This window comes from Terriglobales bacterium (assembly GCA_035543055.1).
Taxonomy (GTDB): domain Bacteria; phylum Acidobacteriota; class Terriglobia; order Terriglobales; family Acidobacteriaceae; genus JAIQFD01.
The window spans coordinates 19,809-44,697 of the sequence record DATKKJ010000148.1; the positions used below are offsets into that span (position 1 = coordinate 19,809).

Here is a 24,889-nt window from a genome sequence, read left to right on the forward strand (position 1 = left end):
GCTCAGGCCTCCACCGCAGCCGACACGGAACTCTTTTCGCCGACCATATTGACGCCGATGTTGGGCAGACGCTTCAAGCCGCCGATCCCCGCACTGCCCAGCGCGGCTACCACCTCGGACTCGGTCATGGGCTGATCATAGGCCGGGGAGAGCATGTCGAAGGTGTCGAGCACCGCCCAGCGGTAGCGCTGGCGCCAGGAGAGGTCGCGCTTCTCCACGTAATTCGCCACCGGGATACAGAAGCGGAAGACTCGCCCCAGCTTGGGGATGCGGAAGAGCAGGTCGGTCAGGGGGAACAGCACCGGCATGAAGAAGCGCACCAGGAAGAGCAGCAGCTTGGGGTCCATCCGGCGGGTGATGGTGCGGAGCAGGTACTTCGCGTGGAAGCGGGTCCATCGCCCGCGTTCGTAGACCGTGACCGCGATGCGCCCGCCGGGCTGCAGCACCGGAGCCAGGGCTTGCAGCGAGCGCCCCGGATCGGGGGTGTGCTGGATCACTCCGATGCAGTAGCAGCCGTCGAAGGCCCCGCGGCGGAATGGCAGATCGTAGATGCTGGCTTGTACCAGATGAACGTTGGGACGCGAGGCGAGGGTCTGGCGGGCCGCGTCCACGGCATTACTCAGGTCCACGCCCACCACCTGCGCCGGAGCACGGGACGCGACTTCGAGGAAGCGTCCCGAACCGCAACCCACCTCCAGCAGCCACTTGCCCTTCATCCAGTCCGAAGTCCACTCGGTCTCGGAGAAGAAGCGCTGCTCGGACTGGCGAGTGAAGTTGTCGGAATCGATCTGCTCCAGGCGAAAACGGTTCCACTGCAGGCCGAAGGAGGCGGCGTAGTTCTCGGCCGGGACGAAGCGAGGAATGCCGTTCACGATGGGAAACCGCTGCCCGCAGGGCGCGCACTCGAGACTTCCCGAGAGGACCTCGCCACCCGCCGATGTCTCCGCAAGACACGCCAGCCGGCTTTGGCAGCGCGGACATGCCAGGACCTCCAGCAGAGCATGCCGCATCGCCTATCCCGACCCGCCGGGCGATTTGAGTTTTGGATACGACACCGGTGTTTCCAGAAAATATAACAGTCCGAGAGGGTCTCGCCAGTACCCGTTCAGGAAGCTGCAGAGGGCCGGCGCGCCAGAGTGCGGCAGGCACGGACCATTTCCCCGCCCCCGATGGCCCACAGCAGCGCGCCGCTGACCAGCACTCCGGCACTCATCCAGGCGATTCCCGAGCGCGCCTGGGTCAAGGCCAGAACGCCGCCGAAAACGCCGAGCGCCAGCAAGATTCGCCCTGATTCAAAAGCCAGCGGGAAAAGCCGTTGACCGAAGGCGTAGGCCAGGAGCGCCTCGAGCACATAGGCGGCCAGGGTGGCGTAGGCGGCGCCGTACATCCCCCAGGTCGGGATCCACCAGAAATTGAGAGCGATGTTGGCGGCGCAGGCAGCGAAGCTCGCGGCCAGCAGGAATCCCGTCCTCTTCTCCTGCATGATGGCCAGGTGGAAGAGGCCGAAGAGTCCGTGGAAGAGATATCCGCCGATGACCCAGGGGATGACGCGCCCGACGGCGTGGTAGCGCGGGTCGAGCACCAGCCGGGCAACGTCCTGCGCGATCAGGCAGCCGAAGCAGGCCACGCCTACGTAGAACAGGATGAGGCCGCTGGAGATCCGCCCGAGCAGCGGCCGGGCAGCGTCGCCGCCGCGCGCCACGTCGAGGAAGATGGGCGACCAGGCCTGTAGTACTGACGACGTCACCAGGTACATCACCATGCCGAAGGTGTAGGCCACCGAATACAGGCCGACCTCGGAGACCGGCCGGTAGCGCTCCAGGATAAGGCGGTCGGCGGCAATCAATCCCAGTGCCATGGCCTGGTGCGGCACCACCGGCAAGGAAATAGCGAAGGTCTCGCGGAGATGCTGCCAGTCCCATCCGCCCAGGAACCAGCGTCCCAACAGCACAGCGGCGAAGGCGCAGGCGACGCCCGCACCCAGAAACCGGCCCAGCAGCATGCCGACGGCGCCCTGCCTCATCGCTACTACCAGGACGAGTGCGGCCGCCGTGGTGAGCACGAACGTCACCACCGATAGGGCGGCATAAGCCTTGCTCCGCTCTTCGCAGCGGTAGAGGGTGAGGCGCAGGTCGGAGAAGGCGGAGAAGGCTGCCGTCCCGATGGCCAGAGCCAGATAAGGATAGAACGGGACGGAGAAGCGGAAGGCAGCGAGCAGGTAGGGCAGGAACAGCAGCGCCAGGCCGGAAATCCCGGCGATCATTACCGTGGAAGCCCAGGACACGGTGGAGACATAGCGGCGCAGTGCCGCCGGATCGCCCAGGTACTGGAAGTAGAAGCGCGTCAGGCCGGTGGCGAAGCCCATCCCGGCGACCAATCCCACCAGGGCCGCCAGGGTCTCGGCGAGGGCGATGATGCCGTAATCCGCCGGCCCCAGGTATCGCGTGAAGACCAGCACCAGCAGGAAATTGAGCGCCTTGATCCCGAAGGTGGCGGCGCCATAAATGGCGGCGCCCTTCACCAGGCGGAGACCGACGGCGCGCAGGTCGAGCGAGGGAGCGTTGATCGAGGCTGGATCGAGTGCGTCGGGCAAGCCGGCTTCGCCCGTGGTGGAGTTGGCGGAGGTTGGGGTCAGCGGCAAGAGGAAGAGAGCTCCCGCGCAATCGGGCGACGATGGTGAGCTTCAGTCATAGGCTGGGTATCAAGTTCGCGCGTATAGGAACTCGCGGTACCTGCCCGCACCAGCATACCAAGGTGAAATCGTCTTGCTGAGCAAGCGGAAGCCGTCGATCGCAAAACTTGACGCTGGTATTTCCACGTGGCCGTGTGTCTGAAACGCCACATCGCTATTCTCGTGATAGAAATAGCCACGAGTGCATCGCGCTATGTGAGCTAGGTATTCCCGTATCGTCCCAACGTCCATCTCGGAAAGACTACGCGTATTGAAAAGCACATCCACCGACATATCGGGCAGGGTTGGTAAACAATAATTGGGGTAAAGAACAGCGTCATACCGCCTGGGGTCAGCAAGTACGGTTTGGGGGTCCGATTCACCGTACAGCGCGACCGTTGCTGTTGGGTTGACAGAACACAGCCAAAAGGAGGCGATCAGCAGTACTTCGGGGAGGTCAAAATCCAGGTACGTGACGCCGCGATGTTGCAGGGCAAAATGACCGCATTCGCCGTATCCACCGCCGATTTCGGCGACAGTCCCGGGCCCACCCAATAACGTGAGTATCCTGGACGTGGTGTAATGATGGCGGAACGTACTTCCCATCACCAAGGTGTCGCCGATCCAGTAGCCACAAGGGTTTCCGACCGGTGGCGCATTCAGTGCGGTCAGATCGCCTCCAATGAGCTTCCGCCACACCTGATAATCGTGCAGTGCGGCGTTGGCGAACCCGACCTTCGTATACCACGTGGACAGGGCCTTAGGGTCGCTCCGGTCGGCGATACTCGCAACCGCATCGTTGCGAAACATGTTCTCAAGCACTTTCGTTAGCGGCCCTACATCGTCACTTAGCAACTGCAGTTTCTCTGCGATGATAGTGGTCCACTCGCCGGTCGGCTGATAGAAAGGCGCAGCACCGGCCTGGTCACGTTTCGCTGCGCGATAGGCTTCCCTGACTCGAAAAACGAGTTGGGGATTCGCAGGTTGCCCTCGGTCAGCAAATCCTTTCTTGACCGCAGCCAGAGAAGCCAGCGGGTCGGAACGAAAGTCAGCCACCTGACTTATGAGCGTCCGTGACTTTCGCAGCAGTGTGTCGGCTATGCTCATGAGGGAAACTCTATCGCAACGGCCCCAGGGCGGTCAGGGGGAAGACTGTCGCCCTCAAGACTTCACCCCCCTAGCCAGCAAGGAATCGGACCTCCGCGCTGCTTCGAATCCGCGAAGGAACTGAACGGAGCCGAACCCGGACTTACGTAGCATGGTTCCGATCTGCGCCCGGTTGTAATAGGCGAGGGTCTCCGTACGCCCTGCGTCGATGGCGCCGTCGCGGCCGATGAATGTCTTCTGATGGCGGACGATGCCGCGTTTCGGCCAGTATTGCCGTTCGTGCAAGTAATAGGCGAAGCGGTCTTCCGGAGGAAGTGGATCCCAGGTACGCAGATGGTTCCCGTTGAGAGCAAACATCCTGCGCATCTTCGGCGCCAGGGGATAGAGCTCCAGCAGAACCCTCCCGCCGGTGGCGAGACCGGCATGTAGCCGCGACAGGACCTTGGCCGGCGCCGCGGCCGAGATGGGCCGGAAGTACTGGAAGGCTCCCGTCAGGCAGACGGCCAGGTCGAAGGACCTCTGCGGCGCCTCGACCTGCAATACATCCTCGTTGCGAAATTCGACCTGCCGGAGACCCAATTCGGCGACCCAATCCCGGGCAAAGCCGATCCGCGAGGCGGCGAGGTCGATGCCGAGGCCGTATTCCACCAGCCCTGCCTGTGCCAGAGCCACCAGCAGTCGCCCATTACCGCAGCAGAACTCGAGGACGCGCAACTTCCGGCCGCGGGGGGTGAGCTTGCGCCGGATGAACTCCACCTGCGCGGCGGTCTTGCGTAACAGGAGCGCGCGGTACTGCTCCAGTTCCAGCCGGGAGGGGAAGTTCGCGGGCGCTTCGACCCCCTCATAGTCACAGCGGGAAGCGTGTCCGGACTTCTTCCGTGCGGTCATCGTGCTGCTCTGCCTGCGCCGGCGAGCTCCAGCAAGGCGCCGGGGACTTCGGCGATGTTCGGCCAGAGCGCCGAAGACCGGTTCTCGACGTAAAGCTCGACGCCGGCCGGATCGAGCACCTGCTGTTTCAGTTCCGCCACCACTTCATCGATGGGCATGGTCCCCCAGGCGTAGCGGGTCAGGGTGAAGTGCTTACCGGTCCGCGGCATGTACTCGAGCTGGGCCGTTTCTGGGTACAGCACCGGGTCCTGATAGAAGTATTCCGCTCGCGTGAGGTCCACGCCGCACAGCACGATCTTGCGATACCCCATGCAGACCCCCAGCGTGATCATGGTACTGAGCGTCCCGGTCACCTTGAGCAGGGCGCCGACATGGTCGCTGCGCGCGAACTCTCCGCGCTCGGCCAGCCGGCGGATCCCCTCCGCCAGTTCCTGGCGATCGCGTGCGATCAGCCGGATGGTCTCGGCCGAATAGGTCGCGCGACGAAACTCCTCCGGCAGATCGAAGATGTACTGGTGGGCGGGGTTGGCGATGTCCATCACCACCTTCAGCGTGTCTTCGTAGTCGGCCGCGCGTTCGGTCAGGACCTGGAGGAGGCGCCGGTCGTGCTCGGGATAGAAGTCCGCCGGATTGCTCTCGAAGAAGTACATCCTGGGCACGAAGGGGTGGATGGGCCAGAAATTGAAGCCCACGGAATCGTGCGCGGCGATGGCGGCCCAGCGCTCGGCGGTGATCTGGTTGATGGAGGCGCCGCTGCCCAGCACGAACAGGACGTCGCTCCGCTTGACGCTGCCGAGGTCGCAGTCCTGCAGCCGCTTGAAACCTGCCCGGCGATGGGCCTTCTCATGCAACGGCTGAAACGTCCGCCGGGCCCGCCAATAGTACAAGGGCAGCAGCAGCGAATACGGCAGGTGATCGCGAACCATGTGCTTCAGGGAACGGAGCATCGTTTTATGGCGTGGACCCTTCCCTTCTCATGCCCGGCGGAAGACCGGGGAGACCGGAGGCCCCTCCAGGCGCGTCTCGACGTTGCCGGCCGCGATGGCTTCCGCCATCACGCCCAGCGCCGCCCGGTAAGCGCGGAGCGTGTGCTCGACATCCTGGGCGCTATGGCTGGCGCAGAGCATGTGGTATCCGGCGCACAGTACCCCGCGCTTGATGACTTCCTGCTGGAAGAGGCTTTTCAGCGCCAGCCACTCGGCGCCGGTATCGTCCTTGAAGTTGATGACGGTGCGAGGCGGGTACCCGATACATGCGGTGTAGCGCTCCAGCCCGAGTTTCTGGGCCAGCGTGTTGTACCCGTCGCGCAGCCGCTCGCCCTGCTCCCAAATGCGGTCGATCGCCTTTCGCTCCCGCAGCGCCCGGATGGTGGCCAGTGCCGCCGCCAGACCCAAGGCATCACCGCCGAAGGTGAAGGAGAAGAACACCTCGTCGAAGATCTCCATCACGTCTCTACGCCCGACCACGGCGGCGATGGGATATCCATTCCCCATGGCCTTGCCGAAGCAACCCAGGTCCGGCGTGACCTTGAAATATTCCTGCGCGCCCCCGAGCGCCATGCGGAAGCCGGTGATCACCTCGTCGAAGATGAGCAGAGCGCCCTCGCGGTGCGCCAGGTCTTTCACCTGCTGCAGGAACCCTTCTTGCGGAGCGATGACTCCGGCCGGTTCCATGATCACGGCAGCGACCTGGCCACGATGTTCGGCGAAGATCCGTTCCAGGCTGGCGAGGTTGTTGTATTCGAAGCCGGCGACCAGCTGCTGGACCGCCGCCGGGACGCCCTTGTTCCGGGTGGTGGCGCCGATGTACCAGTCCTGCCAGCCGTGATATCCGCAGAAGGCGACCATGTCGCGGCCGGTGAACCCGCGTGCCGCCCGGACCGCGCCCGCGGTGACGTCGGAGCCGTTCTTAGCGAAGCGCACCATCTCCGCGCACGGGATCATTTCCACCAGGACCTTAGCAAGCTCGACCTCCAGGGGATGCGGCAGCGAGAATGCATAGCCGCTTTCCATCTGCTGCCCGATCGCCCGGTTCACGTCGGGATCGGCATGGCCCAGGATCACCGGGCCGAGGGCCATGGAATAGTCGATGTACTCGTTGTCGTCCACGTCCCAGACGTGCGACCCGCGAGCGCGCGCCAGGTACACTGGCGAAACCCCCTGCACGAACTGCGTCGGCCCCTTGCTGAACGTCTGCGAATACGAAGGGATGAGCCGGCGTGCCTCTTCTTTCAGGCCTTGGGAGGCGGCGAGCGTGCGGGTTGTGGCAGCCATCGGTTCCTCCGCGATCAGGCTCTTGTAGTACCCCTCGTTGCGGATGATCCCGCGATTGAGCGCAGCCACTTCCGGGTGTTCCTTGACTGCCTTCAGCAGTTCGCCGAGAGCAAAGCTGACCTTCCCTCCGAGCAACGCGTACAGCGCGCGGGTGAACTCCAGGTCTGCGCCCTCGTCCACGGTCAGGCGCAGGTCCGGCGGCCCCTCTCCATCCTGGGCGGAGACGTTCTGCACGCGGAAGCGGTCAGAGAGCTTGATATACGGGGTTACGTGCTCGCGCTCGGGCTCGCGCTTCGCTTCCTTCCAGGCGGTCTCGAGTGCAGCCATGGAAAAGACCTCGGTGTCGAGTCCGTCCGGAAAGGTGTGGGCCAGAGTGTTCGAAACGTAATCGGCATCGCCGTCCAGATAGGCTCCGACCACGCGGTCGATCACGCCAGGGTCGATGAACGGGCAATCCGCGGTGATACGCACGACGGCGCCGGCGCCGTGCGCTCGCGCCGCCTGGTAATAGCGGTCGAGGACGTCGTCCTCACTCCCCCGGAACACCGGGAGCCGTTCGCCCTGGCAGAACCCGACCACCGCTTCGTCGCTCGCGGAGGTGGTGGTAGCCACCACCACTTCCTGCACCGTCTTGGCCCGGCGCACGCGCTGGGTGACGTACCACAGCATCGGTCTCCCGGCGACGTCCGCCAGGACCTTGCCGGGCAAACGAGTGGAACCCATGCGGGCCTGCACGATGGCAACGACCTTGGACGACCGGCGGTCCGGCGGGCGGATCCTCATCGCCGCACCGGTCGGCGCCGATTCCCGGGCCGCCAGCGCGATGCGCAGCACCCGCTCGCCCTCCCACACGTCGCAGAGCGGCCGGTCCTTGCCGTCAAGGCAGTTCAGGAAATGCTGCATCTCGTCCACGTACATCTGGTTCAGCTGCCAGTCGGGGGGACTGGTCCAGGTCTCCCACTGCCCGGTGGCCGAGCGATAGCAACGGACCTGTCCGGTCACGAAGTGCCACCGGATCGTGCCCTGGTCTCCGATCACATGACAGGTCCGGCTCCTGGCCCGCTGCACGTAGTCAAGATGGATCTCGGAGATAGCGCCGCTGCTGTGCCGAAGGAGGATGGCGGCCACATCCTCGGTATCGATCTCTAGGTGGCTGAGCTTGCCCGCGAGGCACGACACGCTCTCCACCTCTCCCATCAGCTCGCGGACGTAGTCCAGCTCGTGGATGGCATCGAGGATCACGCCCCCTCCCAACTGGCGCCGCGCGCTGTAGCCCTGGCGATAGTCTTCCCAAGGGTGCCACTCGGGCAGGTAGTGCCCGGTCTCGGCCCGGAGGGCCACTACTTTGCCGACAGCCCCCTCAGTGATCAGCGCCTTCATTTGCCGGATGCCGGGAATGAATCGCGTATTGAAGCCCGCGAACGTGATCAGGTCCTTCTTCCGGACGAGTTCCAGCAAGCGGCTTACACCGTCCAGGCTGTCGGAAAGAGGCTTTTCGATGAACAGGTGACAGCCCCGCTCCGCCGCCTCGATCGCCGGAGGGATGTGCATGGCGGTCGGCGTGGCGATGACGGCCACGTCGGGCTTGAGCGGCCAGGCGTCTTCCAACCGCTCCACGACCGGCACGTGGCATTTCTCCGAGGCCTCGGCGCGGCGGTCAGGGCGGGGATCGAAGGCGATCACATCGTCCACGCCCAAGGCTTGGAGGTTACTGATGTGCCGTTTTCCGATGGAACCGCAACCGACGACCAGGAATCGCCGAGGCCGCTGTGGGGACGGAGGCATGTTTGCATGCGATTCTAGCAAACTTCTCCACGCCCCCTCCCGCGGCGCGCTTCTGATAACATCCGGCTAGCATCGATCCAGGTCCCACCGATCCGCACCCGCGTATGGGCCACAATGCGAGCGACATGATCCTTGTCACCGGCGCCAGCGGTCTGCTGGGCGCGAACTTCGTGCAAGTGGCCCGGGCCGCTGGCCGGCCGGTCGTGGCCCAGTATCGTCAGCATCCGACCGAGGAGCTGGGCGTGACCTCGATCCGGGCTGATTTGACCGATGCCGCTGCGGTCTCGGGGCTGATGGAGAAAGCGCGGCCTGCCTGGGTGGTGCACTGCGCCGCCGCCGCCAACGTCGACTGGTGCGAACAACATCCTGACGAGGCCCGGCGAATCAACGTGGACGGCTCCCGCATGGTGGCCCGCGAAGCGCGCCGTGCCGGCGCTCGCCTCGTCCACATCTCTACCGATGCCGTCTTCGACGGCGCCCGCGGCAACTACGCCGAGGACGACACCATCAATCCCGTCAACGAGTACTCGCGCAGCAAAGCGGATGCCGAGGTCGCCGTCCGCGAGGAGCTGGGAGCGGCGCTCATCGTTCGCACCACCATCTACGGATGGAATTTCCAGCCCAAACAAAGCCTGGGCGAGTGGCTGGTGGCCGAGCTTTCCTCGGGCCGCAGCGTCATCGGCTTTAGCGACCTGGTTTTCTCCCCGCTCCTGGTGAATCACCTCTCGGAGCTCCTGCTGGAAATGATGGGACGCAGCCTGCAAGGCGTGTACCACGTGGCCGCCTCCGATTCCTGTACGAAGTATGATTTCGGCAAGCGCATGGCAAGGAAGTTCGGCCTGGACGAATCTCTGGTACGGCCGGGCACGACCGAGGACGTGCCGCGTCCTGCCCGCCGGCCCCGGAACCTGTCACTCAACACCGGTAAGATCGCGCGAGCACTGGGGCGGACGATGCCCACGGTGGATGAAGGAATTGCCGCCTTCGACGCCCTGCGTGACACCGGTTTTGCAGCACGGATGAAGGACAGAGGACCCGCTCATGCTCAGTCTTGACATCGGGCGCCGCCGCATCGGCGACGACCAGCCCACCTATTTCATCGCCGACATCTCCGCCAATCACGACGGCGACCTGGAGCGGGCGAAGATGCTCATCCAGCTTTGCGCTCGGGCCGGCGCTGATGCGGCCAAGTTCCAGAACTTCCGCGCACCCAAGATCGTCAGCGAGCAGGGGTTCCGCAGCCTCAGCGCCCAGCTCTCCCATCAGGCCAAATGGAAGAAGTCGGTTTACCAGGTGTATCAGGAAGCCAGTCTGCCCTGGGAATGGACGCCGGTATTGAAGGCGGAGTGTGACCGCGCCGGGATCGAGTATTCCTCCACGCCCTACGACTTCGACGCCGTGGACATGCTCGACCCCTACGTCGCGATCTACAAGATCGGTTCCGGCGACATCACCTGGCCGGAGATGCTGCGCAAGGTGGCGAGCAAGAACAAGCCGGTGCTGCTGGCCTGCGGCGCCTCCGACATCGGTGAAGTAAAGGCGGCGGTGGACACCATCCGTGCCGTCAATCCCCGGCTCGGCCTCATGCAGTGCAACACCAATTACACCGCGAGTCTGGAGAACTTCCGCCATATCCATCTCAATGTGCTAAGGACCTTCCGCACCATGTTCCCCGACTTGGTCCTGGGCCTGTCGGACCACACCCCCGGACATGCCACCGTGTTAGGGGCGGTAGCTCTGGGCGCGCGCGTGGTCGAGAAGCACTTCACCGATGACAATGCCCGCGAGGGCCCCGATCACCCCTTCTCCATGACGCCCGCCACCTGGCGGGAGATGGTGGACCGCACCCGTGAGTTGGAGCTGGCCCTGGGCAGCGCCGAGAAGAAGGTCGCCGGCAACGAACAGGACACGGTGGTGGTGCAGCGCCGCTGCCTCCGCGCTGCCCGCAACCTCGAGCCGGGTACCTTGCTCACCCGGGATTGCCTCGACGTCCTGCGCCCGGCGCCGCGGGACGCCATCTTTCCTTACGAGATCGACAAAGTGATCGGGATGCGCCTGCGCGCCCGCGTCGAAGCCGGCCAGCACCTTCGCTGGACCATGCTCGAGGGCGAGCCGAAAGCCGCGGGCCAAAGCTGAGCATGCGCGTCCTTTATTTCTCGCGGACGCTCACCGGCCACGACCGGCGCTTCCTGGCCAAGCTGGCGGAGTCGGAGCACGAGATCTGGTTCCTGGCGCTGGAGGAGCATTCCCCGCTGCCCAGCGACCTGGCCGCGAAGGTGCGCACCGCCCCCTCTCTCGGCGCGGCGGGCTTCGGGATCAGGCAGCTTCCCGGGCTCGCTCCCCGGTTGCAAGCCTCACTCAGCAAGATCCGACCCGACCTGGTGCACGCGGGCCCGGTGCCGTCGTGCGGATACCTGGCAGCGCTTGCCGGCTTCCACCCGCTCCTGCTGCAATCCTGGGGCTCCGACATCCTGGTGGATGCCGATCGTGATGCCGCCCACCAAGAGGCCACCCGGTCGGCCCTGGCGCACGCTGACGCGCTGTTCTGCGATTGCGATGCGGTGCGAGTGAAGGCACAAAGCCTGGGCGGCCCCACGGGCGACCGCGTGGTGCAGTTCCCATGGGGCGTGGACCTGCAGCGCTTCCGTCCGGGAGCGGCGCCTCAGTCACGCCAGCGGCTCGGCTGGCAAGATGCCTTCGTGGTGCTCTCCACCCGCTCCTGGGAACCTCTGTACGGCATCGACGTGCTGGTCGAGGCGTTCCGCCTTGCGGCGCGGCGCGAACCGCGCCTGCGCTTGCTGCTGGCGGGCAGCGGGAGTCTGGCCCCTGCCGTCGAGGCCCAGATTGCAGCAGGCGGGCTCGAGGGATTCACTCATCGTCCCGGCAACATTGACCACGACCAGCTTCCCGATTATTTCCGCGCCGCCGACCTGTTCATGAGTTGCTCCTACAGCGATGGCAGTTCCGTCTCGATGCTGGAAGCCATGGCCACGGCGCTTCCCGTGCTGCTGACCGATGCCCCGGGGAACCGCGAGTGGGTCGCGGCGGGCGAGAATGGATGGCTTGGCGCTCCGGGAAACGCAGAATCGTTTGCTACCGGGCTGCTCCGCGCCGTGAAGGCTTCATCCAGGGAACGCGAAGCGATGGGCGCGGCCAACCGCCGGGCCGTCGAGTCCCGCGCTGACTGGCACCGGAATTTCCCAAAACTGCTGGAAGCTTACTCGCGCCTGGGCAGCGCCAGGACAGAGCGGACGGGCGGCGCCTAGCGTGCGCCTGGTCGCGTCTCGTGCTGTGCGGCCGTCACCGGCTCCGGTGCAGCCTCTTCACGGATCAACCCCTGGAGCTCGGGGACGCGCAGCCACTGCGTGTTAGTGTCACTGGCATAGCGGAAGCCGTCTGGTAGAGACTTGCCGTGCCTCCATCCGTTGGTCTCCCACCAGGGATGATTGGGCTTGATCACGTACATGTTCTCCAACTCGACGGTGTGCCGGGCTTCGTCCTCCGAAACCAGCACCTCGTGGACCTTCTCTCCCGGGCGGATGCCGACGGTGTCGGTCTTGCATCCCGGCGCCACTGCCTCGACCAGGTCCATGATGTTCATGCTGGGCAGCTTGGGAACGAAGATCTCGCCCCCCTGCATCTGGCGGATGCACTCCAGGACGAAGCGCACGCCCTGGTCCAGGGTGATCCAGAAGCGGGTCATGCGCGGATCGGTGACCGTGACCCGGCCGCTGGCTCGTTGCGCCTGGAACACCGGGATCACGCTTCCCCGGCTGCCGACGACGTTGCCGTAGCGGGAGACGCTGAAATGCGTATCCTGGTCACCGGAGTAAGCATTGGCCTGCACGAACATCTTCTCCGCGCACAGCTTGGTGGCGCCGTAGAGGTTCACGGGATTCACCGCCTTGTCGGTGCTGACCGCCAGGACCTTCTTCACGCCCTGGTCAAGGGCGGCGTCGATCACGTTCTTGGCTCCCACCACGTTGGTCTGCACTGCCTCGAAGGGGTTGTACTCGCAGGCCGGAACCTGCTTGAGGGCGGCGGCGTGGATGACCATGTCCACCCCGCGGAAGGCGCGCTCCATGCGATCGCGATCGCGCACGTCGCCCAGGAAGTAGCGCAGCGGCGAGCCCGGTCCGTCGGGGAAATCGCGCCGCATCTCGTGCTGCTTGAGCTCGTCGCGGCTGAAGACGATCAGCTTCTTCGGGTGGTGTTCCTTGAGCGCGATCTGCAGCAACTTCTTCCCGAACGATCCCGTGCCGCCGGTGATGAGGACTGATTGCCGATCCAGAACGCCCATAATCTCCTTGAAAGGCCTCTCGCCTCGATTCCCTCCCCTTTTGAAACGCCTGGGACCGCCCCGGGAAGAGAAGTGATGACTTTGGTGCGGCTGATTGTAGTTGATTCTAAAGGACCGGCGCGATGGGGTGGTATGATACGAAGCAATCCGTTCTCCATAGGGTGGCCGCTGATACAATCGTGTGTAATCCGGTCCAGCGTTCAAAGCCTCGGCCTCTCTGCCTCTGCGCCCAGCGAAGCCCAAGATGGTGAGGAGTAGTACGGGTGGAGTCTGACAAGCTAGTCCGCAGCGCTCAGCCGGCCGAACTCGGGCCTCCCCTGATGCCCTATCCCTACGGTCCCGGCACTCCCGAAGAGGCGTCCCTTGGCGAGTACTGGCGGATCCTGGTAAAGCGGAAGTGGACCGTCATCGCGACCCTGGTCGTGGTCATGACCCTGGCTACGGTCATCTCGCTGCGGACCACGCCTCTATACATGGCCGTGGGGAAGATTGCGATCTTCCGCGACAGCAACGACCTGGTCAACTTCAAGGACGTGGGCACCACTACCTCAGACGACTGGGACTACACCGTCGCGATGGATACGCAGGTGAAGATCCTGCAAAGCGACTCTATGGCGCTGGCGGTGGGGCGAAATCTCGCCGCTGGCAGCGCCGCCGCCAAGGAGAACGTGCAGAACCTGGGGACCATCCCCCTGGGAACGACCGCGAGCCTGGATCCCAAGCAGGAGCAGGCCGCCATCGGCGAGATCCGCTCCAATCTGACCATCACCACGATTCCCAACACGCGCATGATCGAGATCCGCTTCCTGAGTCCCGATCCCAATCGCGCGGCGCAGGTCGTCAACACTCTCACCAGCACCTTCATCCAGGAGAACCTGAAGACCCGCTATGAATCCATCATGCAGGCCTCCGACTGGCTGCAAAAGCAGCTCGCCGACCTGCAGATGAAAGTCGAGGTCTCGCAGGAAAAGCTGGTGAAGTACCAGAAAGAGAACGACATCCTGGGGATCGACGAGAAGCAGAACATCGTCACCGTCAAGCTGGACGAGTTGAACCGCGACCTGATCGCAGCCCAGGCCGACCGCATCCAGAAAGAGGCCAACTACAAGCTGGCGCAGAAAGGCAGCGCCGAGCTCAATTCCGGCCAGCCGAACAACCTGCTGGAGAAGCTGCGCACCCAGGAGTCCGACCTCAAGACGCTGCTGGCGCAGCTCAGCACCCAGTTTGGGCCGTCGTATCCCAAGGTCAGGGAGGTCAAGAACCAGCTGGCGCAGGTCGAAGCCTCCATCCTGCAGGAGAACAGCAAGGCCTTGGCGCGCATGCAGCGCGATTACCAGACCGCCATGCAACGGGAACAGCTGCTGCGGGGCGCCCTCGAGGAGCAGAAGGCGGAGGCCAACAAGCTCAACCAGCGGGCCATCCAGTACAACCTGCTGAAGCGCGATGTCGATACCAACCGCCAGCTCTACGAAGGCTTGCTGCAGAAGCTCAAAGAGGCGGGGATGGCGGCCGGCCTGAGGTCGAGTAACATCCGCATCATCGATTCCGCGCGTGTTCCCACTTCACCGGCGACGCCGGACATCCCGCGGAACCTGGCGATCGCACTGCTCATCGGGCTGACCGGCGGCGTGGCCCTGGCCTTCGTGCGCGAATCGCTCGACAACACCATCCGCACGCCGGAGCACGTGGCTCAGATCGCCGCCCTGCCTGCGCTAGGCATCATCCCCAGCAGCCTGCGCCTGGCCCCCAAAGCGGGCAACGGCCGGCCGAACCTGACTTTGGCGGCCGCCACCGCACGGGGCGACGGCATCGAACTGGTCTCGCATTCGCGTCCCAAGTCGGAGATGGCGGAGGCTTACCGCGCCTTGCGTACTTCCATCCTGCTCTCGTCGCTGGGCGCGCCGCCCAAGGTCATCCTGGTGACCAGCGCGCTGCCGCAGGAGGGCAAGACCACCACCAGCATCAACTCGGCCATCGTGCTGGCGCAGAAGGGCGCGCGCGTGCTGCTGGTGGACGCCGACCTGCGCCGTCCCGGCATCCATCAGAAGATGGGGCTGAAGCCGAGGGCCGGCCTGAGCACGCTGCTGGCCGGCAGCGAGACTTTCGACAATCTCGTGATCCCCTCGCCCCAGCTGCCCAATTTGTTCGTGTTGCCGGCGGGACCGGCCCCGCCCCACCCGGCGGAGCTGCTGGGCTCCGACCTCATGAAGAACTATCTGGCGCAGTGGCGGGAGCGCTTTGACCACATCCTGATCGACACGCCGCCGGTGCTCAGCGTTACCGACGCGGTCCTGCTCTCGGTGGATGCCGACTCGGTGGTGCTGGTCATCCGCTCGGGACAGACGACCAAGGAAGCCCTGCGCCGCGCCCGCAGCATATTGACCCAGGTGAACGCGCGCATGATGGGCGTGGTCCTCAACGCGGTCGACCTCCAGTCTCCCGACCTCCACTACTACTACTACGGCACCAAGTACGGCGGGCAATACTACGAAGAGAACCCGCGCAACTAAGTGTCCGCTCCGGCAAAGAACTCGCGACCCAGAGAACGAGCGCCCGACGGACAGGAGAGGGTCCTGCGCTGGCCGCTGGAGGGAGGGCGCCGCCTCCGATTCCTTGCCTGCGGCATCGCCGTGGTCGCGCTGTTCATCGCCTGGGTGGGCGCCGACCTTGCCGCCAAGCTGCTGGCCACGAGCCTGCGCCCCGAGCGGGTGGCGCTGGCGGCGCATCTCGACCCTTTCAATGCCGCCTATCCACACATCCTGGGGCGCATCGCGTTTTACCAGCGCCAGGACCTGCCCGTAGCCATCGAACATTACGGCGCCGCGACACGTCTGAACCGCTACTCGGCACGCTACTGGCTCGACCTGGCCAACGCGCAGCAGATCATGGCGCAGGCGGAGGAGTCGCGGAAGTCGTTGCAGCAAGCCCTGGCTGCCGATCCCACCAATCCGATGGTGACGCGCGAAGCCGCCAATTACTACCTGGTGCTAGGTGATACCCAGACCGCCCTCAGGCTGCTGGCCATGACCGTCCGCTACGATCCGCCGAACGCCCGCAGCGCCATTGACCTGAGCTGGCGCGCGACCCAGGATGCGCGCGCGGTGATGAACCAAGTCCTGCCGCCGACGGCCGACGCCTACCTTCTTTTCCTGCAGGTGCTGATGGAGCGCCGCCAGGCCGACGCCGCGCTGCAAGCCTGGGACGGCATCATGGCGCTCAAGCAGAATGTTCCCCTGGATTCCGCTCTCCCTTACATCCAGTACCTGATCGACGAAGGCCGGATCGAGCGCGCACACGCTGCCTGGACCCAGATAAGGCGGCGCGAGGGCACGCGCGCCACCGGGGAAAGCCTGGTGGACAACGGAGGCTTCGAGGACGACATCGTCAACGGCGGTTTCTCCTGGCGCTACCAGAATCAGCCGCATGTCGCGCTGGCCATCGACCAGCGCGATGCCTACCACGGGCGGCGCTCGTTGCTCATCACCTTCGACGGTGAGGCCGTCCAGGACGCGGGAATCTACCAGTTCATCGCCGTCGAGCCTGACACCGGCTACCGCCTGAGCGCGCGAGTGAGGACCGACGATCTGGAGGGGGCGGGCGCTCCCCAGCTGCTGGTTGCCGATCGCACCGGCAAACCGTTCTTCCTGTCAGAGCCGTTCGCCGCGAGCGGCGCCTGGCGTGAAGTCACAGGAGACTTCCGCACCGGCGCCGATACCAAGCTGATGGCGCTCCGTGTGGTGCGGGTGCCGGGCAAAACGCGGATCCGCGGCAAGGTCTGGCTGGACGATCTTTCGGTGGTGCGCAAGTGATCGCTCCAACAGGCGCCGCCGAGATGGCCGCCCCCGCATCCAACATCCGGAGCGTGCGCGGGCGCTACCTGCACAACGCGCTGGTGTACGGGTTGTGCGCGCTGCTGAGTTTCGGTCCCTTGGCCTTCGGCGCCACCGAATCGTGGTCGGTGGCCGTGCTTGAGATCGGCACGGCCGTGCTCATATTGCTGTGGATGGGCAAGCAGGCGGGCCTTGGCCGGGTCAAGATCCACCTGATTCCGCTGTACCCGCCGATGGCGCTGCTGGGCGCGCTGGTCCTGTTCCAGTTGCTTACCGGGCTGACCGCCTACCGCTCCATCACTCTGTCACGCGCCGTGCTCTTCGTGACCTACGCTGCCATCCTCTTCCTGGTGAGCCACACTCTGCGTAGCGACCGCGACTTGCGGCTGTTCTCCATCTGGTTCTCGGTCTTCGGCTTCCTGGTCGCGTTGTTCGCCATCGTCCAGGGATTCACAGACAAGACGGGCAAGCTCTACTGGGTGCGCCTGCCGCGGAACCCGGGCTGGACCTACGGGCCCTACGTGGACCACAGCCATTACGCGGGATTGATGGAGATGCTTCTGCCGCTTCCGCTGGTGCTGGCAGTTCTGGGCGTCGAGCGCGGCCCCAAGCGCGCTCTTCTATGGCTGAGCGCAGGGACCATTGCGGCGTCCATCTTCCTCTCTCAGTCCCGCGGTGGAGTGCTGGCAATGCTGCTCGAGCTGGTGTTCCTGGCAACCCTGACCCTGCCCAAAAGCTCGTTGCGACGGCACCATCGGCGCAACTTCCTGCTGGCCGCGGCGGCGATCTGCTTCCTGGCCTTCGTCGGCTGGTTGGGAGGCGAGGCCTTGCTGCAGCGCTTCTCGGTCCCGCGGCCGCAGGAGCTGGCGCAGCCGGGCCGTCTCACCATCCTTAAAGACAGTCTTCACCTTTGGGCGCGCAAGCCGCTGACCGGCTGGGGGTTGGGAACCTACCCCCTGGTCTTCCCCCAGTTCCGCAGCTTTTACACCAGCCTGTTCATCAATCACGCGCACAACGACTACGTCGAACTCATCGCCGAGACGGGAGTGGTAGGAGCTGCGGCCATCGCCTGGTTCCTGTTCGTCCTCTATCGCGCCGGACTGCGAAAGGCCCGGACCCAGCAGAGCCGCATCATCGATGCCATGACCCTGGCGGCGCTGACATCCTGCACCGCCATCGTGGCCCACAGCTTCTGGGATTTCAACCTGCAGATCCCGGCCAATGCCGCGCTCTTCTTCGCCTTCTGCGGCCTGGCCGCGACCCCCATCATCGCGCCCCGCGTACGGGAGCAAGCGTCCGGCGATCTGCCCCAGCCCTGAGCCGGACGCATTCATTTGTCCATCAGGATCTTTGCCACCCGCTCCATGTCGCCGGCGGTATAACGCTGGTCGGTGGGTATGGTCAGCACGCAGGAAGCCAGCTCCCTGACCTCCTCGGCGGCTGAGCCCGGGGCTTCCCACTGGATGGGACAGTAGACCCCGCGGCTGGTCAGATAGGCGCGATGCTCATCGCGCGCCGACTGCGACGGGAACACCAGCACGGCGCCGAACGGAGTCGCGTTGGCCGGCCAATCCCTGAACAACGGCTGCGCTGCGCTCCAGCCTTCCAGTGACTTCAGCAGTGCGGCGGTATTCTCGCGCCGCCGCGTGCGCCATGCGATGGGCACTCCTTGTTCCAGGTACCTGGAACTCCAGGGCGAGATGGTGGAAGGACAGGACCGCTCCAGGCGTCTTTCCCCGTCCGCTTGCAGATCTCGGTAAGCGGTCTTCACTTCCGCCGGCGCATTTCCCGCCAGATAGTCGGCTTTCCATATCATGGCCGCCAGCTTGAGCGCGCTGCCGGTCCAGTCGGTCCCTTCGGAGACCGAGAGCAGCGGCAGCTTGTGGGGCGACCATAAAATGCCCCCGTCCGGCACCGGCAGGGTCTTGCGCAGACTGCAGAAGGCGAAGTCGGCGCGGGATTTCAGCGCCCAGGGCGAGAAGGGGTCGTGGGAATGGTCCTCCACCAGCACGCAGTCGTGTTTGCGCCGCCAAGCCCACCAGGCTTTCCCTTCCCGTATCCCGAAGTAGTTCACTGCGATGACCAGATCGCGTGGCCCGGGTTGCAGTGTCTTCCAATCCGGCTCCGCACGGCGCGGCTCGTCGCGGTACAGGCGCACCGGGAGAGCGGCGCGCCAGCTCTCCACCACATCGTGGCAGAAATACTCCGGCACCCAGATGGCCTGCGCTTTCATGTCCGCTGCCAGATCGGAGACGGCGTGCCGGCCGAGTGCATACCAGGTGGCGGATGGCGGCCAGCTCAGGCAGGGCTCGCTCGGGAGTCCCATCCAGTGGAATTCGCTGCCTACCTCCCAGCGGTCGACGACCAAGGTCGCAGTTTTCCTGGTCATATGTCCCTGTGAGAAAGAGCGCCGCCAGCTTACCACCACGTCATTCTTGCATTGAACGGTGGCTAGTCGGCACTGGCGGCAGCCTTGTGCTCCGGATGCCATTGGATGATGGCGTGGCCGTTCACCTGCTGCATGGTCAAGGGATGGAATCCAGACTGGTCCCGCAGCATGGCAAGCATCTCGCGGGTGAACCAGATGGCGTTCTCCTCGGCGGCCTCCTGCAGGTGCACCGTGAGATCGATGGTTTCGTCGTTGATCTCCTCGATGCGCTTGCTCTCGGGGAAGACGACGTCGCCGCAGTTCACGCCGCAATGGAGCCGGAACTTGGAACGGAGCTGGTGCACGCCATCGTTGAACCACCCGAGGTTGGAGAGCACGCGCTGGGCCGCGGCCATGGCCTGGTCGGCGGACTCGAACGCCGCCAGGACGTTCTCGGCCATCCAGGAGAACTTCCACGCCTTCTGCTCGCCCAGTTCCCGCTCGATGAACTTCCGGTACTCGGAGAACGCGTGTTCGACCACCAGCTTGTCCTCCCCGGCCTTCATCTGGGAGGCGCCGACCACTCCGATGGAAAGGAACGCAAACCGGCGCTTCTCCTGGAACAGCGCTTTCTTGGCTTCGGCATATTCCCGCAACATGGCGAGCCGATCGCCGGAGCGGCGTTCGGTGGAGGCGACGGTGATGGCCACCGGGGCCGCGGTCTTGGCCCGGACCACCCGCGACTTCGCCCAGTGCTCGACCTTCTCCACCGGCAGCAGGACGAGCTGCCGGGCGACAAAACCGAGGACGGCGAACCCGAGCAGCACGAAATTCCACCCCTGGTACACGGTGCGGAAGCTGAAGACGCTTTCCGACAAGCGCAGCGCGGGCGCGACCACGGCGGTCACGAACCTCATCAGGGCAGTCCCCTCGACTACCTGCGGCCGGATCAATCCGCCGCTGATGACGAAGTACAGCAGGAACGACAGCGGCACGGTCAGGGCCGCGATCGACAGGATGATGCTGAAGGCGCGCACCGCGTAGTAGACGGCCTTGGCGCTTGCTGCCACGGGAGGGGCCGGGGCTGCCGCCGTCGTGCCGCTCGAAGGCACCGCCGGGACGGTCGCAGGCGTGGACGCAGCCGCGCCTCTACCACTGACCGGCGAAACTGTCGCCACCCGTGCCCCCGAGGGGACGGGGACGGCCGTGGGGTAGGCGCTGGTCGCGGCCGACTGGGCCGCCGTTGTGCCGCTTACTCCCCGGATCTCAGGCGACGACAGATTCTTGGCGCTCAGCGAGGCCAGTATGTTCTTGAGCCGGAATACGACCTCGGCGGCCGCCGGGCGCAGCATCCGGTCTTTTTGCAGGCATTGCTGGATCAAGCCGTCCAGCTCCGGAGGGATCTCCGGATTGAGCATCGACACCGGGACGGGGTTGTGCTTCAGGACTTGCGCCATGGTGGCTTGGGCGGTGGGAGCGTTGAAGGGGATCTCCCCGGTCGCCATTTCGTACATCACGACCCCGAACGAGAAGATGTCGGACCGGGCGTCCACGTCGCCCCCCATCGCCTGCTCGGGAGACATGTGGCTGACGGTGCCGACCACCAGGCCTTCCTGGGTCTTGAAGATAGCGGTCGCTTCGTTGTCGCCCGCTTGCTCCGATTCCTTGAGCTTGGCCAGGCCGAAATCGAGGATCTTCACCTGCCCCCGCGGGGTCACCAGCACGTTTTCCGGCTTCATGTCGCGATGCACGACGCCCTTCTCATGGGCCACGTTCAACGCATCGCCCACCTGCAAGGCCAGCTCGCACAGCTGGATGAGCGGCATGGGCTTGTTGTTGATGATCTTCTTGAGGGTCTTGCCTTCGACGAACTCCATGACGATGTAGCGGGTGTGTTCATGGAGGCCGAAGTGATAGATGGTGACGATCGAGGGGTGCTGCAGCCGCGACGCCAGCCTGGCTTCCCGCAAGAAGCGGGCTTCGCTCTCCGGATCCTGGGCAGCGATGAGGGTCTTGATGGCTACAGCACGGTCGAGCTCGGTGTCCGTGGCGCGGTACACAACGCCCATGCCGCCTTCACCGAGCTTGCTGTCGATGCGGTAGGCGCCGATCTTGCTACCAATCATATGCGTCCCCACGTAACGAGACGGGCCAGAGATGGGTACTGATTCGGAGAAGTCTAGCGCATCGCCCCGGGGCGCGCCAGCGCTATTAATCCAGGTGATAGAACTGCGCGATCTCCTTCAAATGCTGCCGGATCAGGCCCTGCTCGCGGGTCCTCAGCGCGTCGGTGACCGGCCTGGTCACCCCCCGCGGGTCCTGGGCGAGGTCGTAGAAGTACTCGCGATAATTGACCCCATCGGCGATGTACAGGTTGCTCCCGTCGCGGCTCAACAGGCCATACACCGGTGCATAGCTCGAGGCCACCAGATACGAATCCCGCAGATAGGGGGTTTGCTCCGCGATCGTCTCGGTGAACAGGGGTCGCCCGAAGAGCGGGTCGTTCCGCGGCTTCGCGGCCAGCAGGTAATACAGTGTCGGCGTGATATCGGTGAGGAACGCCGGCTTCTTCGTGTCGTACGCCAGCTTTGCCTTCAGGGCGGGCGGCAGGTGGAAGATCAGGGGCACGCGCAGGATCTCGGGAAAGATGGCGTAGGCGTGTCCCCACCGCCCCCGCTCTCCCAGCGAGTCGCCGTGGTCGGCGGTCACGATGATCACGCTGTCGTCATACATCCCCGCCTTCTTCAGAGCCCCGATGAACTGCCCGAAGCAGCGGTCCATGCGCGCCACGCGGGCGGCGTACGGCGGGTTGAAGCCCGGGGGGAAAGTCGCCCCGGGGGGCACCGAACGCCCTTCGCGGTCGATCACGGAAACGTGGATGTTCTGCGGCTGGGTGTAAACGAACATCGGCCGGCCCGCCGCCCGCGACGGCAACGTCCGGGTCACCTCGTCGAGGGTGCGGCAAAAATCGTAGTACATGGTGCCGACGGTCGCATCCAGCTCGTGGATCTCCGGCGACGGGCCCAGCACGGTCTGCAGGATCGTGTCCTTGGAGACGTAGGCGTCGTACCCCGCCGCGTCCACCAGCTTCTTCAGTGTGTTCATGGGCGGGAAGGGAGTGATGTACTGCTTGTGCAACATCAGGCCGCCCACCCAGATGGAGGGCTCGGAGAGCCCTGTGCCGCCGTAGCGCGTGAACGCGTTCTCCATCACCACGGCGTCGCGGGCAAAGCGGTCGAGCGCCGGGGTGAAGGTCACCGCCGGGTTGTAAGCGCCCAGGTAGTCGCTGCGCAGGCTGTCGATCACAAAAAGGAAGATGTTGGGCCGGGGACCGTTCGCCGGCGGGAACCGGTCCACCAGATTGATGTCCACCGGCGCGACCCGCCGGGATCGCGAGATGTGCGTGTTCTCCGCCAGGAAAGCGTAGAAGGACGAGCTTGCATCGCCGCCGGCTGCCGTCCCCCGCGTCGGGCCGGAGATCAGTTCCTCGGTCAGGCGGAAGGACACGTCGTAATTCGCGTATTCGTCCAGCAGGCCCGCGACCTCGCCGGCCGGTTCCCCCGCCGGCTCTGGCTGCCGCGGTTCGGCCTTCAACAGGATGACGTACGTGACCAGGACGAGGCCGGCCGCCACGTAGTGCATGGTCGCGCTTCCCTTCTCCCGTCCCGCTGGGGCGATGGCATAGAAAGCCGCGAAGCTGACCGTCCAGACGAAGACCACGACCAATTTCTGCACCAGGTACTCCCAGTCGAGCATCGCGCTTGCCGTTGCCAGCCAGTAGGTGAGCACCGCCAGGCCGGCGAAGAATCCCACCCGCATCCAGGGCCGCCAGCGGCGCAGAAAGCTCATGGGCCACAGCAGCAGCGCCAGCCCGCTTTCGGCCGGACCCTCTTCCTCGCGGTAGAGGCTGACGCTCATCCCTGTGCTGAACGCCACCAACGCAACCGCCAGAGCCAAGGCCATGCCGTCCGCCATCCACCCGCGGAAGGAGAGTGGCGGGAAAACCACAGAGCGGAACACCACCCAAACCAGCGCCACTGCGATCAGCGTCGCCCCCGCAAACTCGGCCTTACGCTTCTGCGGGAAGAGGGCCGCCACCGCGATCGTCAGGCTGAGCACCACGAAGACCCCCATGAAGAACAGCAGGTGCGAGAGCACGCTCCAGGTCAGCCCCCAGGCCCACTGTCGCGCCGGGAATCGGACGTTGTGGAGCAGCGCGCTGCGCGTCCACTGCACCGCTGCATACAGCAACGCGAGGAAGAGGGCCGACTGCCAGGCAGCGCGGAAGACCCGCCCTTCATCGGCGCTATCCTGCGCGCCGCCCTCCAGGGCTCCGCCTTTCGCCAGCCAGTCGCAGGCCGCGACCCACACCAGGGGCACCAGAGCAGCCAGGCTCCACAGCAGGCTCACCCGGTCGTTGCCGAGCTCGGCGAGCAGCGGATGGAGGCAAAGCGCTATCCCCGCGCCCGCCGCCGACACCAGGAACAGACCGGTCACCGTCCTGGACCGCCCCGTCCGCAGGTCCGCCAGCAGCGTCGGCGCCAGAAGCACCAGCGCAGCCACGTACAGGTAAGGATGGATGTGGACGACGGTGGTCAGCCAGGGCAGCAGACGGCCGACGTGCACTTGCTGGTAGGTGAAAGGGATGAACGCGAGCAGGCAGTACACCGACGTGATCAGCAGGACGGTCGCGTACGTCAGCCGGCCCAGGAAAAACGCGAGCCGTGCCAGTCTCATTTTTCTGCTGCCAGCGAGTCCCGCTTGGCGCGGATCTCAGGGTCGTTCGGCTTCAGCTGGACCAGGCGGTTGTACTGGCGCAGCTCCTCGGCCCGGTCGTTCTGTCCCGAGGCTGCGCGCGCCAGAAGCAGATGGAAGTCGGGGTCGCTGTCCGCCAGCTTCGCCCCCTGCTCCAGGACCTTGCGGGCCTCCCCGTACTTGTCCTGGTGGAGGTACACCATGCCGAGAATGAGCATGGCGTCCGCCTTGTCGGGCGACTTCGCCAGCACTTTCTCCGCGATCTGCTTTGCTTCGTCGTGCCGGTCCTGCCGTACCCGGCAGCGCGCCAATCCCAGCAGCAGGTCGGTGTATTGCGGAGAGATCGTCAGCCCCTGCTCGTACTGCTGCGCCGCCCGGTCCCACTCCCCGTTCATTTCCAGCGCGTGTGCCAGGTAAAAAATGGAATCCGTATTCTTAGGATCGAACGACAGGCAGCGCTGGAAGGCCGCGATCGCCTGTTTCTCGTGCCCGTCGCCCTGCTTCCAGTGGGCCTGGCCGTATTGGGGGCAGGCCTCCACCGGGGTGGGCGCCCGGTCCACGTACTTCTCCCACATCTGTGCCTCGTCAGCGTAGCGCCCGAGGTGGTTGTAGATGTCGGCCAGCCGCCCGATGTAGATGTGGTTCTCCGGGTATGCCTGGTAGAGCCCGAGGGTCGGCTCCAGCGCCTCCTGGTACTTCTGCTTGCCGAGCAGCGCCTTGCTCTTGTCTTCGAGCTGCTGCGCCTCGGCTGGGGTCAGGGTCGGCCGCGCGCGCCGGCCGAAGATCCCGTAGCGGCTGAAGATGGCGACGTAGAAGATGACCAGCAACGCCAGCGGCAGCAGCACACGCCCGACCGGAGAATGCACGAACTTCTGCAATCCCCGGCCCGTGGGTTTTCCCTCGGGGTTCATT

General features: G+C 65.0%; 17 protein-coding genes. 6 read left to right on the forward strand and 11 right to left on the reverse strand.

Features of this window, described 5'->3' with window-relative positions:
- Nucleotides 1–2: 2 nt before the first annotated feature.
- The 6 genes from VMS96_10165 to VMS96_10190 form a co-directional block, all read right to left on the reverse strand.
- Complete coding sequence (locus VMS96_10165) at nt 3–1,010, reverse strand: methyltransferase domain-containing protein (protein ID HVP43788.1); 1,008 nt, start codon at nt 1,008–1,010, stop codon at nt 3–5.
- Nucleotides 1,011–1,105: 95 nt separating this feature from the next.
- On the reverse strand, nt 1,106–2,641 hold the full coding sequence (locus VMS96_10170) for an oligosaccharide flippase family protein (GenBank protein ID HVP43789.1): 1,536 nt from the start codon (nt 2,639–2,641) through the stop codon (nt 1,106–1,108).
- Between the two features lie 60 nt (nt 2,642–2,701).
- Entirely contained in the window at nt 2,702–3,727 is a 1,026-nt protein-coding gene (locus tag VMS96_10175) for a putative sugar O-methyltransferase (GenBank protein HVP43790.1), read from the reverse strand.
- 105 nt (nt 3,728–3,832) lie between these two features.
- On the reverse strand, nt 3,833–4,666 hold the full coding sequence (locus VMS96_10180) for a class I SAM-dependent methyltransferase (GenBank protein ID HVP43791.1): 834 nt from the start codon (nt 4,664–4,666) through the stop codon (nt 3,833–3,835).
- Nucleotides 4,663–5,613 (reverse strand): hypothetical protein, encoded by a 951-nt coding sequence (locus VMS96_10185; protein HVP43792.1) that lies wholly within the window; start codon nt 5,611–5,613, stop codon nt 4,663–4,665. Before VMS96_10185 ends, VMS96_10180 begins: the two co-directional genes overlap by 4 nt.
- Before the next feature lie 27 nt (nt 5,614–5,640).
- Nucleotides 5,641–8,724, reverse strand: a complete 3,084-nt coding sequence (locus VMS96_10190) for an aminotransferase class III-fold pyridoxal phosphate-dependent enzyme (protein HVP43793.1) — start codon at nt 8,722–8,724, stop codon at nt 5,641–5,643.
- A 125-nt stretch (nt 8,725–8,849) separates the two neighbouring features.
- On the opposite strand from VMS96_10190, the gene VMS96_10195 reads away from it, so the two are divergent.
- Genes VMS96_10195 through VMS96_10205 form a run of 3 tightly spaced genes read left to right on the forward strand, consistent with a single transcriptional unit; the run spans nt 8,850 to nt 11,990 of the window.
- On the forward strand, nt 8,850–9,779 hold the full coding sequence (locus VMS96_10195; protein HVP43794.1) for an SDR family oxidoreductase: 930 nt from the start codon (nt 8,850–8,852) through the stop codon (nt 9,777–9,779).
- Entirely contained in the window at nt 9,766–10,860 is a 1,095-nt protein-coding gene (locus tag VMS96_10200; protein HVP43795.1) for an N-acetylneuraminate synthase family protein, read from the forward strand. The genes VMS96_10195 and VMS96_10200 overlap by 14 nt, the downstream gene beginning before the upstream one ends.
- 2 nt (nt 10,861–10,862) lie before the next feature.
- A complete protein-coding gene (locus VMS96_10205) occupies nt 10,863–11,990 on the forward strand; it encodes a glycosyltransferase (protein ID HVP43796.1) in 1,128 nt (375 codons plus the stop codon).
- On the opposite strand, the gene pseB is transcribed toward VMS96_10205, so the two are convergent.
- Nucleotides 11,987–13,024 carry a UDP-N-acetylglucosamine 4,6-dehydratase (inverting) gene (pseB, locus tag VMS96_10210; protein ID HVP43797.1) on the reverse strand — a complete coding sequence of 346 codons (1,038 nt, stop codon included), beginning with the start codon at nt 13,022–13,024 and terminating at the stop codon, nt 11,987–11,989. The genes VMS96_10205 and pseB overlap by 4 nt on opposite strands.
- Nucleotides 13,025–13,287: 263 nt before the next feature.
- On the opposite strand from pseB, the gene VMS96_10215 reads away from it, so the two are divergent.
- From VMS96_10215 to VMS96_10225, 3 genes are read left to right on the forward strand one after another with little or no spacing between them, the layout of a single operon-like run.
- Nucleotides 13,288–15,534: a polysaccharide biosynthesis tyrosine autokinase gene (locus VMS96_10215; GenBank protein HVP43798.1), complete on the forward strand. Its 2,247-nt coding sequence runs from the start codon at nt 13,288–13,290 to the stop codon at nt 15,532–15,534.
- Nucleotides 15,535–16,833: a carbohydrate binding domain-containing protein gene (locus VMS96_10220; GenBank protein ID HVP43799.1), complete on the forward strand. Its 1,299-nt coding sequence runs from the start codon at nt 15,535–15,537 to the stop codon at nt 16,831–16,833.
- On the forward strand, nt 16,830–18,173 hold the full coding sequence (locus VMS96_10225; protein HVP43800.1) for an O-antigen ligase family protein: 1,344 nt from the start codon (nt 16,830–16,832) through the stop codon (nt 18,171–18,173). The genes VMS96_10220 and VMS96_10225 overlap by 4 nt, the downstream gene beginning before the upstream one ends.
- An 11-nt stretch (nt 18,174–18,184) precedes the next feature.
- Here VMS96_10225 and VMS96_10230 read toward each other — a convergent pair whose 3' ends face one another.
- From VMS96_10230 to VMS96_10245, 4 genes are all read right to left on the reverse strand, one after another.
- Nucleotides 18,185–19,243, reverse strand: coding sequence for a hypothetical protein (locus VMS96_10230; protein HVP43801.1), 1,059 nt, complete (start codon nt 19,241–19,243; stop codon nt 18,185–18,187).
- Nucleotides 19,244–19,305: 62 nt separating this feature from the next.
- Nucleotides 19,306–21,348: a serine/threonine-protein kinase gene (locus tag VMS96_10235; protein HVP43802.1), complete on the reverse strand. Its 2,043-nt coding sequence runs from the start codon at nt 21,346–21,348 to the stop codon at nt 19,306–19,308.
- Nucleotides 21,349–21,433: 85 nt separating this feature from the next.
- On the reverse strand, nt 21,434–23,959 hold the full coding sequence (locus tag VMS96_10240; protein ID HVP43803.1) for a sulfatase-like hydrolase/transferase: 2,526 nt from the start codon (nt 23,957–23,959) through the stop codon (nt 21,434–21,436).
- The gene (locus VMS96_10245) at nt 23,956–24,888 is read right to left on the reverse strand and encodes a tetratricopeptide repeat protein (protein ID HVP43804.1); all 933 of its coding nucleotides are present in this window, start codon (nt 24,886–24,888) and stop codon (nt 23,956–23,958) included. The genes VMS96_10240 and VMS96_10245 overlap by 4 nt, the downstream gene beginning before the upstream one ends.
- Nucleotide 24,889: the final 1 nt, after the last annotated feature.